At 35.3% G+C, this 13,228-nt stretch carries 12 protein-coding genes, 2 pseudogenes and 1 other annotated feature; of the genes and pseudogenes, 2 read left to right on the top strand and 12 right to left on the bottom strand.

Features of this window, described 5'->3' with window-relative positions:
* Positions 1 to 592 precede the first annotated feature (592 nt).
* The 3 genes and pseudogenes from NSQ40_RS11260 to NSQ40_RS11250 all read right to left on the bottom strand — a co-directional run.
* Positions 593 to 2,071, bottom strand: coding sequence for an Lsa family ABC-F type ribosomal protection protein (locus tag NSQ40_RS11260; protein WP_098201325.1), 1,479 nt, complete (start codon positions 2,069 to 2,071; stop codon positions 593 to 595).
* Positions 2,072 to 3,117: 1,046 nt separating this feature from the next.
* Complete coding sequence (locus NSQ40_RS11255) at positions 3,118 to 3,573, bottom strand: inositol-3-phosphate synthase (RefSeq protein ID WP_003197292.1); 456 nt, start codon at positions 3,571 to 3,573, stop codon at positions 3,118 to 3,120.
* A gap of 2 nt (positions 3,574 to 3,575) precedes the next feature.
* Positions 3,576 to 3,893: pseudogene (locus NSQ40_RS11250) on the bottom strand (thiamine pyrophosphate-binding protein); the annotation flags it as partial.
* Between the two features lie 207 nt (positions 3,894 to 4,100).
* Here NSQ40_RS11250 and NSQ40_RS11245 point away from each other — a divergent pair.
* A pseudogene (locus tag NSQ40_RS11245) lies at positions 4,101 to 4,495 on the top strand (transposase); the annotation flags it as partial.
* 232 nt (positions 4,496 to 4,727) lie between these two features.
* On the opposite strand, the gene argS reads toward NSQ40_RS11245, so the two are convergent.
* From argS to NSQ40_RS11210, 7 genes are all read right to left on the bottom strand, one after another.
* Positions 4,728 to 6,416, bottom strand: a complete 1,689-nt coding sequence (gene argS, locus NSQ40_RS11240) for an arginine--tRNA ligase (RefSeq protein WP_098102105.1) — start codon at positions 6,414 to 6,416, stop codon at positions 4,728 to 4,730.
* Between the two features lie 45 nt (positions 6,417 to 6,461).
* Positions 6,462 to 6,676 (bottom strand) — a binding site (T-box leader).
* A gap of 40 nt (positions 6,677 to 6,716) precedes the next feature.
* A complete protein-coding gene (locus NSQ40_RS11235) occupies positions 6,717 to 7,493 on the bottom strand; it encodes a class I SAM-dependent methyltransferase (RefSeq protein ID WP_003197286.1) in 777 nt (258 codons plus the stop codon).
* Positions 7,494 to 7,541: 48 nt separating this feature from the next.
* Positions 7,542 to 7,976, bottom strand: coding sequence for a BrxA/BrxB family bacilliredoxin (locus NSQ40_RS11230; RefSeq protein WP_003197283.1), 435 nt, complete (start codon positions 7,974 to 7,976; stop codon positions 7,542 to 7,544).
* 83 nt (positions 7,977 to 8,059) lie between these two features.
* Positions 8,060 to 8,443 carry a thiol-disulfide oxidoreductase DCC family protein gene (locus NSQ40_RS11225; RefSeq protein ID WP_033796106.1) on the bottom strand — a complete coding sequence of 128 codons (384 nt, stop codon included), beginning with the start codon at positions 8,441 to 8,443 and terminating at the stop codon, positions 8,060 to 8,062.
* A gap of 4 nt (positions 8,444 to 8,447) precedes the next feature.
* Positions 8,448 to 9,575, bottom strand: coding sequence for a conserved virulence factor C family protein (locus tag NSQ40_RS11220; RefSeq protein ID WP_003197279.1), 1,128 nt, complete (start codon positions 9,573 to 9,575; stop codon positions 8,448 to 8,450).
* 355 nt (positions 9,576 to 9,930) lie between these two features.
* The gene (locus tag NSQ40_RS11215; protein ID WP_098102102.1) at positions 9,931 to 10,581 is read right to left on the bottom strand and encodes a PspA/IM30 family protein; all 651 of its coding nucleotides are present in this window, start codon (positions 10,579 to 10,581) and stop codon (positions 9,931 to 9,933) included.
* Positions 10,582 to 10,625: 44 nt separating this feature from the next.
* Positions 10,626 to 10,982, bottom strand: coding sequence for a lmo0954 family membrane protein (locus NSQ40_RS11210; RefSeq protein ID WP_003197275.1), 357 nt, complete (start codon positions 10,980 to 10,982; stop codon positions 10,626 to 10,628).
* Between the two features lie 423 nt (positions 10,983 to 11,405).
* Here NSQ40_RS11210 and NSQ40_RS11205 point away from each other — a divergent pair, with 423 nt between their 5' ends.
* Positions 11,406 to 11,696 (top strand): TetR/AcrR family transcriptional regulator, encoded by a 291-nt coding sequence (locus NSQ40_RS11205; RefSeq protein ID WP_258248459.1) that lies wholly within the window; start codon positions 11,406 to 11,408, stop codon positions 11,694 to 11,696.
* A 273-nt stretch (positions 11,697 to 11,969) separates the two neighbouring features.
* Here NSQ40_RS11205 and NSQ40_RS11200 read toward each other — a convergent pair whose 3' ends face one another.
* Together NSQ40_RS11200 and NSQ40_RS11195 are read right to left on the bottom strand one after the other, a co-directional pair.
* Positions 11,970 to 12,308 (bottom strand): single-stranded DNA-binding protein, encoded by a 339-nt coding sequence (locus tag NSQ40_RS11200; protein WP_003207079.1) that lies wholly within the window; start codon positions 12,306 to 12,308, stop codon positions 11,970 to 11,972.
* A gap of 158 nt (positions 12,309 to 12,466) precedes the next feature.
* Positions 12,467 to 13,198: a Bax inhibitor-1/YccA family protein gene (locus NSQ40_RS11195; RefSeq protein WP_003197270.1), complete on the bottom strand. Its 732-nt coding sequence runs from the start codon at positions 13,196 to 13,198 to the stop codon at positions 12,467 to 12,469.
* Positions 13,199 to 13,228: the final 30 nt, after the last annotated feature.

Raw genomic sequence — 13,228 nt, 5'->3', positions numbered from 1 at the left:
TGATTCTACATAAAGAATAGCGTATTTTTTCATTTTAGGGGGTATTTTGTTTTATTGGCTTGATAGCGATGTGGTACAACCAACGTACTAACATAAAACCCACGTGTTGTTTTAGAATGAAGTTTGTTCAAATTAATGCAAATGACCTTGATAAAAGAACAAAAAGAAAGAGCGTGTTTTGAAAAAAGATTGATCAAAACTTGCTCTTAAAATATTCTAACAAATTATTTTTTTATAAATAAGTTTAATCATTTATTGTATTGCTTGTTCAACTATAATACCTGTTAATTGATTAACCTCTAGATAAACCAAGTAGTGACTTTATTTTATATTCACAATTGGTAATATTACACAACTAATCCTGTATCATTCAAACCTAAACATCTTCTTTAATAGTATGAAAACCTTATGGTCTTATATCATATTCCCATTTATGAGTGCATTCTGTTAATATGTATCCTACTTTTCCTATTAAAAAGCCTAATTTCTCAATTTATTGTAGAGAAATTAGGCTTTTTTCATCACTCCATTAAAGCGCCCTATAGTTTAATGACTTGATTTACTGATTATATCTTCAATCACTCACTTTGAACTATATAGATATAGTTTTTGTTGCAACTGTTTGTTGAAATGCCTTATCATGCTCAACAATAACCATTGTGGGATTAAATTGTTGAATAAGCTCTTCAATCTGCATACGCGAATAAATATCAATAAAATTTAATGGTTCATCCCATATATATAAATGAGTTTTCTCACATAAACTTTTAGCGATAAGCAGCTTTTTCTTTTGTCCACCAGAATAATGAAATATATCTTTCTCAAATTGAATTCGGTCAAAATCCATCTTACGTAGGATGGATTTAAATAACGTCTCATCAATCTCGTGCTCTTCAATAAAGTCCGATAACGATCCCTTCAAATGAGAAGTATCTTGTTGGACATAGGAAATGATGAGTCCTGAACCTAAATTAACTGAGCCTGTATGCTGTATTGGATGTCCTAGAATTAGTTTTAGGATACTACTTTTCCCGCTTCCATTCTTTCCATCAAGTACAATTCGATCCCCTTGTTCAACTATGAAGCTAATTGGTTCATTTACTATTTGGTCATCATACTTAACAGACACATCAGCCAAAACAACCAATTCATTTGACTGAAATTTCAATTGTTCTAATTTTAACGACTCAGTTTTCTCCACATTTTTTAGTAATTTTGACTTTTCTTCAATAGCTTTTTGTTGCCTTGATTCAAGGTTCTTCGTTCTCTTCATCATCTTGGCCGCTTTATGTCCTACAAAACCCTTATCTAACTTAGATCCTGAATTCCTTGTTCCATTTTTGGAAGCTTCCACTTGATGAGACCAACCTGCTGAACGCTTTGAAGACTGTTTTAATCTCCCTATGTCTTTTTGTAGACGCTCATTTGTAGCCTCTTCGTGTTCCTGCTGTCTATCAAAATTTAACTTCCAAGAAGAATAGTTACCACTTTGAACTTCAATATTTGCTCTATTTATAGATAAGATATGGTCAACGCATCCATCTAAAAAGATTCTGTCATGTGAAATCAAAATAAACCCTTTTTTCCTCCTTAGATAATCAGAGACCATCTTTCGTGCATCAGTGTCTAGATGATTTGTTGGCTCATCAATTAATAGAAATTGACCCTCATTCAAAAACAGTGCAGCAAGCAACACCTTTGTTTGTTCTCCATTTGATAATGTTTTAAATGGTCGATACATGGCCTCGGCATCAACATTTAAATAGGATATTTCACGCAGAAATTCCCAATCTTCTGCTTGGGGACAAATTTCTTCAAGGATTTCATGAGTGAACTTGTTCTTATCCGAAACTGGGTAAGGGAAATAATTAAATTCTACCGAAGAAGTGATCTTCCCACTATACTCATAATTACCTAATAATAAATTAAAGAATGTCGTTTTACCTCGTCCGTTTCTACCAATAAACCCTAGTTTCCAATCTGTATCTATTTGAAAGTTTACACCTTCAAAAATATTATCAAAGCTACCTGGGTATGAAAAAGTTAAGTCTTGAACTTTTATCATTGACATAATAATTCCTCCTTTATATATCAACACTTTTCATATAAAGTCGGAATATCCATCAATTTTTTAATTTCTCCATATAAGTTTGATGGATATTAACGACTTATATAGAGCATTACATGTGTAACAATAGTGTCTGAATTACTCATTTTTCTCTCTCCTTTATTTGTTAGGTTACAGTTACGGATTAATAAATATCAACTTACCTATAAGAGAATAAAAAAATCCTCCCAATTTGTAATCGGAAGGATTAGTATCTCACTTATACTTAATAAGTTCTTATTAATCATTGGAATCATGACAAATAAAGTATGAACTGATTTATAAAAATGGATAGACTAACCCTATATTTTGTAGTTTGAAGTTATTAATTTCAAATTAAAATATAGATTAGTTAATCATTATTCATCCATCAGTCCTCTCATAATTCTATTTTTAGAGTAACATTCTTTTTTATGGAATGCAATATCACAATCATCTTTGCCTCAAATTACTGCTAACTACTTCTTTAGAATCAACAATGTATATTCCTTCTTTCTTTATACTTCCCCTCCATAAAAATCTTAATCCTAAATTGTGTGGCTTTAAAACAAAGTTTGATCAAAAAGTGAAAACAAAATTTTATTCAAAATCACAATCCATTTAAAGAAAAGATTAAAATTGATTTTGTACACATATCTGTAGAAGAAGTCTTATTTTCTGTAGGGAATGAAAAATTAGCAAAGGCAATTACAATTATCGAACAGTTGGTCGAATTTTATATACTCTGGTTTAAACATACTATTATCCCAGTCCATACAGTTCAGCACCTGAAAGTAATTTATCAGATATTGCAATAATCTTATATGCTCCTTTTAACTCGATTCTTTGTGCTGCAATAGGAAAGTATTTTAATAAATTTAATAATAAAAATAAGGGAACGCTTAACATCCCCTCTCATATACAACCCGCCCTTTAATTCCCGCTAAATTTACCTTCGCGATTCCTCTTGCCTTCTCCGCACCTCTTTCTAATACTCCATAGTTTTTTCAGCTCCAAGGTCACCAAGAAGATTAAGTGTAATATTCAAAATGTTTCACATACTCCAATAACGTTTGGTATTGCTGATCAAGGGCATATTCATCTGTTCCAATTGGGGATTTAAAGAATAGTGATAGGTGTTCCATTATTCCTGCCTTCCCCTTCTGAAGCGCATGATCCATAAACCGGGAAAGATCAATTATAAGAGGCGCAGCTAAAATAGAATCAATGCCCAGCCAATTGATTTTCATTGTCATCCTCTCTCCTAGCCACCCTTCAAAGTCAACCGTATCCCATGCTTCTTTTCTATCTCCTCGGACAGGAAAATAATCAATTCTAACTTTAGGATCAAAATGACTGTACCCTAGTATACGTTCTAATCCAATGGACTTTGAATCAATCTTTGTTGAAGAATGCCTCGGATGATCCAAAATTGCACCATCTTGATTCCCTAGGATATTCGTGCTGTACCATCCGACAATATTCAACCCTCGCTGTTGGCTCCCGCTATCGCATTACAGGCGCTGAGCTCCCCGACCCCGAAGGTCGTAATAAGAGCGGAAATTCCTTTGATTCTTGCATAGCCATCTGTGGCATAGCCCGAGTTTAGTTCGTTCCGCCCTTCTATAAAACGGATGCCGTTATAACACTCCAAAGTATCAAGAAGTGTAAAATTATAGTCCCCTGCGACGCCGAAAATTTCGGTAATGCCCTCCAGTTTCAGGCAATCGAACAAATACTGGCCAACCGTTTTTTGAGCAGTTCCGCTTTGCAAACCAAAACTGCCCGCATTTATCATGTTGTCCATCGCATGCTCACTCCTTATCCATTTCTTGGGCTTGTTCTGTTTAATAGTACCCTTTTTGATAATTCCCTTTAATTAAAGCGGTTATCCGTTGTGCTGAGCTAAAGTAAGATGTTCAAAAATGATACTATAGTAAGCTGGAGTTAGTATAGTCATATGAACACAACTTAGTTAAGTCCTTACAATGGATTTCAAGGAGGAAGTGTCTGTATGGCAAACAAGAAATTTAATGAAGAATTTAAAAAGATGGTTGTTGAACTATATCATTCAGGCCGATCTGTGAAAGAACTAAGCAGCGAATATGGTGTATCAGAAGTACCGATTTATAAATGGATAAAAAAATATTCTCCTATCACAACGATTGATGAGGAAGAAATGACGCTAGAAGACCTGAAGCGAATGCAGAAAGAAATGCTTCGTCTGAAGGAGGAAAATGAGATTTTAAAAAAGGCTATGGCCATATTCGCGAAAAAATAAAAGATACAGACTTACATCAATTTATCGATTGTCTGTTTAGGGATAGTATTACCACTTCTAACATGATATCTTGCAATAGCATTATAAGTTCATCTTCATACATTGTAGGAAAAAAAGATACCATCTCCTTCTTTCAAAGAATAATTTTAGTAAAGAAAAAACAAAATGAATAATTATTAAAAATAGTAAGAAAAATAAAAAATAACAAATCAGGTCAATGGTACGCCCGATTTGTCATTCTGCCAATATAGTAAGCTTTATTTTGTATTTATCATCTTCAGTAACACATTATTTGTAATTAACTACTACAGTAACGTTAATAATTGTCACTGCACAATAGCACGATAAAATTGTACTCATTTACATCTCTTCCGGAGCACCCATTCCAAGTAAACGCAATCCTTCTTTTAACACAATCGTTACTACATAAACAAGTGCAAGTCTACTTTCCTTTTCTTTATCCTCTTCTAAAATACGAACATTTCCATAATATTTATTAAATGCTTGTGCTACATCTAACAAATACTTCGCAATATGTGACGGTTCATTTTTGAAGAAGGCTGTTTCAACGACTTGTGGAAATCTATTTAATAATTTTATCGTACTCCAACTATGATCATCGTTTAATTGAAACGCTTCTGTTTCAAATTCAGCATTTTCTTTTCGTAAAATGGAGCAAGCACGCGCATGTGTATATTGAACATATGGTCCTGTTTCCCCTTCGAACTTCAGCATTTTTTCTAAAGAGAATTCAATATTATGCATACGTTCATTTTTCAAATCATGGAAAATGACTGCCCCGACACCAACTTGCTTAGCAACTTCCTCTTTTTGCTTTAAGTCCGGATTTTTCTCTTCAATATTTCGCTCTGCAAGCGTAATCGCTTCTTCTAATACCTCCTCAAGTAATACGACTTTCCCCTTACGTGTGGACATTTTTTTACCATCTTTTAAAATGAGTCCAAATGGTACATGAGCCATACCATCTACCCAGTTATAACCAAGTTTCTTTAATACAGTGAAAAATTGTGTGAAGTGTAAGCTTTGTTCTGCGCCTACTACATACAACGCTTTATCAAATTCATATGTGTTTTGACGGTATAGTGCCGCTGTTAAATCGCGCGTTGCATAAAGTGTAGCTCCATCTGATTTTTTAATTAAACATGGCGGCATATCTTCTTTTTCTAAATTAACAACTTGTGCTCCATCCGATTCTTCTAATAACCCTTTTTCTTCTAAAATATCAACAAAATCGCCCATTTTATCATTATAGAAAGCCTCTCCTTGGAAGTTTGTAAATTCAACACCAAGAAGTTCATAAATACGAGAGAATTCTTTTAAAGATTCATGACGGAACCAATTCCATAAAAAAACTGCTTCTTCATCACCGTCTTCTAATTTCTTAAACCATGCACGACCTTCTTCTTCTAGCTCTGGATACTCTTTCACTTCTTCGTGGAAATGAACATATAATTTGAATAATTCGCGAATCGGATCTTCTTTTACAAGCTCTTCATTTCCCCATTTTTTATATGCGGTAATTAATTTCCCAAACTGCGTTCCCCAATCACCAATATAATTGATTCCTACAACCTCATATCCACACTTTTCAGCGATATGTTTTAAAGAATTCCCGATCATCGTTGAACGTAAATGTCCCATGGAGAACGGTTTCGCGATATTTGGTGAAGAGTAATCGATTACTACTGTTTTTTCTCGCCCAAAGTACCCCTGTCCATATTCTTCTTTTTCAACTAAAATCGCTTTTAATACATCATCACTTACTATGTGACGATTGAAAAATACGTTCACATATGGTCCAACTGCCTCCACTTTTGTAAAAAATGAATTGTTTAACTTCTCAGCAATTTCTTTCGCGATAATTGCGGGTGCTTTTTTATATTGCTTTGCAAGCATAAAACAAGGGAATGCCGCGTCTCCAAATTCATCTTGCTTCGGAGTTTCAATTAAACCTGTAATTTGTTCCAATGATAATTCTGATTTTAATATTTCAAATAAACTTTTTGCTAATTGAATTTTATATTCCATGTTACTCCCTCCTTATTTTTTTAAACACAAAAAACCCGTCTCTAAAAAAGAGACGAGTTATCACCCGTGGTACCACCCTTGTTGTTCCGAAGAACCACTTTCCCGTTTATAACGAGGACAGGGGGCCCCGGCTTACTCTACTATTCATTTCAAGCAGCGTCTCCGAAGTGCGCTTCATCCTCTTCTCCGTACTAGGCTCTCACCATCCCTAGCTCGCTTTCCTTCTGAAGAAGGACTACTCTCTTCATCTACGACATCATATATAATTGATTATTGCTTATTATACATCTTTTCAAATAATTAGCAAGGTTCAATTACACCAAAATGAAATTTCGCACTTTTTCGCTTATATACTAAGAAGTTATGTCGCTCAAATCGTGTACTACGGAAATGATCCTTTAAGACAACACGTTTTCTAGCAACACGCTTTGCTTCTGCAATTGTTTCATCTGTGACATCATTATACAAAGCAAAGTGTTTTAAGCCACGAATCCCATCTGATTCAATTACCGTTTCTTCAAACATTGGATCCAGATAAACAACATCATAACAGTTGTCTTCGCAGCGCTTTAAGAAATCAAAATGTTCAGTTTTCTTCACTCTAATTCTACGCATTGCTTCATCGATTTCTGAAATACCCGCACACCACTGCTTTAAACCTTTATTCATTATATAAGCCATGTAACGATTCCCCTCAAGCCCCGTTATAGCTCCTTCTTCTCCAACAACATAGCTTGCAACAATACTATCTGATGCCATACCGAGCGTACAATCTAACACCGTCATTCCTTTTTCTAATTTTGCAGCTTGTACAAATGGATCATGTTCTCCCCTCATTAATCTTTTCACACGAAACATTGCAGAATTAGGATGGAAAAAGAACGATTCTTCTGTACCTTTTGGATAAATTGCTAATCGATTCTTTCCTACAACGAGTACATCTTGTTCAAACTGCTCATGTAGCTTGTATACCGATATATCATTCCGTACTACAAAAGAGCATTGTAATTCTTCCGCTACCTCTTTTGCATATGTTATCATTTCCTTATTCGTTCGTCCTGCTGTTGTTACAATCATCTTTTCACCTCAATATATAAAGAAAAAAGGGAGAATCACTCCCCCTTTTTAGCAATGCTTTTCAAAAGCTTGTTCTAAGTTATTAATAATCTCTTCCATTGTTGCTCCTTCAATTTCATGACGATGAATGAAGTGAACAACTTCGTTTCCTTTTAGTAACGCCATAGATGGTGAAGATGGAGGAATATCTCCGAAGTACTCACGCATTGTAGCTGTTGCGTCTTTATCTTGTCCTGCAAATACAGTTACAAGATGGTCTGGTTGTTTTTCGGAACGTACAACCGCTTGACCAGCTGATGGACGCGCTAAACCAGCTGCACATCCGCAAACAGAGTTTACGACAACTAATGTTGTACCTGTCGCATTTTCCATATATTCTTTTACAGTTTCTTCTGTAGTTAATTCTTCAAATCCAGCACGCACTAACTCTTGACGCATTGGAATTACCATTTGACGCATATATTCTTCGTATGCATTTGACATCTTGTAATCTCTCCTTCAACTTTCATTCCAAATTCATCATATCACGCTCTTATAATAGGTGCAAAAGAAAGATAGCGTTACCATCATTTTTTTGATGGAATTTCACAAACTCGTTCACGACAGTGACCAACTGGTACAAGTTTTCTTCTATTTGCAATATAATCATACACTTTATTTCCAAATCCAAGTAAAATAGATAACTTGATAAAAGGAACCACAAACCAGTATGACGGCACAGCTTTTGCTAAAACATATACGCTACCAATCCCGTCATACCATTTGTTATTTTTTAAAATGTAAAGTCTTTGCTCCATCTTCTCTTGTAACTCTGTAGAAAGTTGATACTCCTCTACAACATCTTTATCACGAAAAGAGGTAAACTTCATCGTATCTTTTTTATCAAGCTTCTTTGTACGCTCTGCGACTGCCGTGCACATCGGACACCTACTATCATAGAAAACGATCATATGATTATTCTCCTTTGCGAGACTCCGTCATTTGTTTCCAAACAGATCCTTTCGCTTCTTCTCCGCCTTCAATACGTTCTAATGCTAGACGAGCTTGCATTGCTACTTCGAACTCCGGATCATCTTGCGCTACGCGTAGTGCTGGAATTGCACTTTCATCACCAAGTTCAAATAAGAACATCGCCGCACGCCAACGCACCAATTTACTTGGATCTTTAAGTGCTTTAATCATAACAAACATCGCTGCTGGATCTCCTACATCTGATAAGCAATCACCCGCAGTGCGGCGTACACTTACAGAACGATCTAGTAAAGCTTTATACAGTAACGGTAATACTTCATCACCTTTTACCATACCTAAGTACGCTGTTGCTAAACGACGGATAGATACTTTCTCATCTTCTAGCGCTTTCTTCAATACAGGAATATCTTCTTCTGTTGGATCCATTTGCTCAAGCGCTGCATAACGGTTTTTCCAATCAGGATCCGCCATCATTTCTTCTGTTACTTTATATGGTTCACGCTTTGTAATCGTTACTTCTTTAGCACCCGCTTGATCTAATAATTCTTTTACAGTTTTTTCAACACGGTCTTCTGGATAAGCAGCGATAATTTCTTCCACAACTTCTTTTCCGATTTCTTCAAAATTCCCATAACGTGTACTTTGTTCTACCCATTTACGCTCTTTCACAACGTTAGGTGCAGACATTTGCACTTTCATAATTGCTTCTTTAAAACGGTCTGGTAAGCCCACTCGTTCTTCCGTTGTTCCATCTGTTAATTTCACCTGCATCGGAATCGTAAAGAACATTTGAATGAATACTTTCACTTCACCAAAATGTGAAAGTTGCTCTCTCTCATCTTCTTCAGTGACTTCTTCTCCAAACACAGCACGAACTTGTTGCAAAAGTACTTTCCAGTCATACTTCGCATTTCTCTCTACTGCTAGAAAGTCCGCAACATGATATACACCTTTAATACCTTCAATTTTTAAAATGTGTTGCACTTGCTCTGGTGCTTGTTCTGCATTTTCGTTTGTATAATTATTACGTGCTCCTGATGGTAACACTTCATTTAAGATAACTTTCATCGTATTTGGACTTGGCGTCGGTTCAATTGCTTTAATCTTCACGTAAATAAACTCTCCTTTATTGCTTGTTCTTAGCTGTATTGTAACATGTTCTATCGCTATACTCCTACTGAGACGCTTGCTTTTTCTAATCACAATTATAGTCTTAATAGAATTGGTGAATATCATGTAACAACTGCCCCTATTGATATACCCCTTTTTAGTATCATGTTCCTTCTCTCTTCCGCTCAAAAAAGGTAGATTGATAATAACTTTAAACAGCCCCTACCTTCCTTGCTTTCGCTGAATCTTAGGATGAGGGTCTTACTGCCCGTTAATACGGGATAAATAAAAAAAGGTATTGCTTTGCAACACCTTTTTTCTACCACCATAAACTCATTTTATGATGGCACTACAATTATTTTGTTAAAGATACTTCATCCTTTTCTTTCATGTCGCGCTCAAGTTTTGCAATTTTCATATCAAATGTATCACGTTCATGATCTTCATTCATGCGAAGCTCTAAATCACGAATGTGATCTTCAATTTCTTCAAATCGTAAGAACGGGTTGTTCTCATCCATTTTGTGAAGAGCCGTATTCATACGACGGTTCACATGGGCCATATTTTCACGTGCCATCAATTCCATACGCTTTGCATTCATTTCTTTTAGCTTATTTTTCATTTCAGAAAGACGGCGTTCTAACTCATCAATTTGCTCCACTACACCTGCATACATCTCTTCTAAACGTGATACTTGCCCTTCATAGTATGCTACTTCTTCTACTGCACGTTCATGCAATTGCATTTCTCCTGCTTCTTGTGCAATGATCGCCTGCTTTGATCGCTTATTTACGAAATAACGAGCCTGCTCAAGTTCACGAGCAAAGTTAGATTTTAATGTTTTATGACGCTCGATTAATTTCTCAATCTTTGTTACTTCACGCTCGCTATCGCGTAAATATTGGTTGAACATAGCGATTGGATTTTTTCTTTCCTTCTCATCTAATACATTATGAAAATCTGCTAAAATTGCATCGCGTACACGTCCGAATAAAGATTGTTTCATTCTAATCTTCCTCTCTTCTACTTTATGATTTCAGTTATTTTATATTAGTTTTTCATTAACTTGTTCCACTCATCTTCAAAGTTGCTATATCGTTTAGAACTTTCTGAAGCAGAATCAACCACGACATCTTTTTCTTTTTTCCACTCACGGTATCCGTAGTATAGCACTACTACTGCTACAATACCGATCAATGCTGGGGAATGAGAAAGGGCGATTGACAAGCCGATTAAACCAAAAATACCCCAAGCTAACTTTCCAAAAAATGATTGTGCTCGCACAAATGATTTATAGCTCCAGTACGCAATCCCTGCTCCAATTGCGAATCCTACAATACCAGCAAGACTACCAAGAGCAATTAAAGCCAAAATACCGGCTGCGATAAACGTTAGAAATTGTTTCATCTTGTGCTTGCCTCCCTTCGATTTGATACTCTTATCTTAACTATTTTTTTAGTTTTCCATAACGAGCTTAAGAACCGTTTTCAAATCAGACTTAAGACCTATTCCAGGTTAGACCCACATTACGATGTATATAAAACGAAGTGAAGAGCTAAAATTTTAATGCAATATTGTTTCTTCTTAGAATGCACTCTTTTTATATTTAAGAAACCGTACCCTTCGACACCATATAAATAACAACAATACGGGCAGATGCCATTCGCCTCCTAACATCCTTTCCCCTTCTTTTAAAGTTTTTCCTAATTAGATTGAATATAAATCTTTAAAATTATTTGTTTAGATATCAAAATATAATTTCCGCTTACATACATTTATTTAATTCGCTAATATAACTGACGAACGTTCGTAAAATTTGAGGTGATTTTATTGAACAGTAATAAAATTAAGGATGCAGCTCTAAAATATTTCACAATTCATGGTTATGAAGGAACACCCCTTTCTTTAATAGCTGAAAAAGCCGGCATGAAAAAGCAATCCATTTACACACATTTTAAAGGAAAAGATGACCTTTTTCTTCATGTGTTACATGATACAAAAGAAACTGAACTAGCTTCAAAACTTCAATACTTAAGTAAAATTGATTCACAAAATCCTGAAAAAGATTTATACAGGCTACTACAATTGAAAGTCGATCTTTTTCAAAAAATGAACAATTAAAGTTTTGGCTACGTATGTCATTTTTTCCGCCAGTACATCTTGCAAAAGCAATCGAAAAGTTATACTTTCTTTGAACAAAAACCCCTTGTCCATATTGAACAAGGGGTTTAGATTTTCTCTACTAGGAATCATCTCATATGCCCACTAATCTAAGATTTTGAAGCATCCCAAAAACGATATTTTTATCTCTCGACAGTTACTTATAGGAAGGGATTAATGAAAAATAATAGTTATCTGGTAATTACACCAAGTTTTTGTTTATACCTCCTTTCTCTACCGTGAAGCTTCCTCTTTCTTCCGCTCCAAAAACGTAATTCTTTCAATCACAACTTCTGTTTTATACACTCTTTTCCCCTGTTCACTATCATAATTACTCGTATGAATACGACCTGTAATCCCAACAAGCGATCCCTTTTGACAATAATCTGATACATTCTCAGCCGATTTTCTCCAGACGACGCAGTAAATGTAGTCTGCTTGCTGCTCTCCTAGGCTATTTCGAAACCCTCTATTTACCGCAACGCATATACGTGCATAAGCAATCCCTTGCTTTGTGTAGTATAGTTCTGGATCTTTTGTCAATCTTCCGATTAATACAACTCGATTCATCATATTTATACCACCTCATATCTTTTTCTTTATTGTAGAAAAAAATAGAAGATAGGTAAAAAATGCAAAATAATATATTTCTAAAAAGAAATCATCACTTTGAATCTAAAAAAACACAAAAAGAAATCCTGCATGTTTCAAACATGCAGGATTTCTTTCAATTAGTCATTTTTCGCAAAGTAAGAAACGAAACGAAGAATTTCTAAGTACAACCATACTAATGTCATCATTAGACCCATCGCACTGTACCACTCCATATATTTTGGAGCTCCACTACGTGCGCCATTTTCGATTAAATCGAAGTCTAGTAATAGATTTAATGCAGCAACGATAATCACAACTGCACTAATGATGATGCCAATTGTTCCACCTTGGTGAATATACGGAACAGTAACACCAAACATGTTTAATAGAAAAACGATCAAGTACATAACCAAAATCCCAAGCGTTGCGGCCATTATGCCTGTACGGAACTTATCCGTTACCTTTACAACACGAGTTGCGTATAAAACTAACATTGCAAATAAAATTGAAATTGTTAGTAATACAGCATTTAAAATAATAGAGTTGTCAAAACGAATCGCATATACTGCTGAAATGCTTCCTAAGACAATCCCTTCAACAGCTGCATAAATAGGTGCCGTAATAGGCGCCATTTTCGGGAAGAAGATAGCCGCAAATGCGATAATTGCAGCCACAATTAATGCTCCAATTAAAACTGGCATTTGCATTTTCCCCGTATACATCTGTATGTATGAATAGACAGACGTTGCAAGAAGCAAGACAAGCATAATAAATGTTTTGCCTACAGCTCCGCCAATTGTCATCGCAGACGTACTTGCTCCCTGTTTACGAAAGGTTTCTTTTTTCAACATTGGATTAGATGTTCTCATTTTTTCCCTCCTAAAATATGTTCTACCAAT

The organism is Bacillus sp. FSL K6-6038 (assembly GCF_038050455.1).
Classification (GTDB): domain Bacteria; phylum Bacillota; class Bacilli; order Bacillales; family Bacillaceae_G; genus Bacillus_A; species Bacillus_A pseudomycoides.
This window is presented reverse-complemented; position numbering and strand designations above follow the sequence as displayed.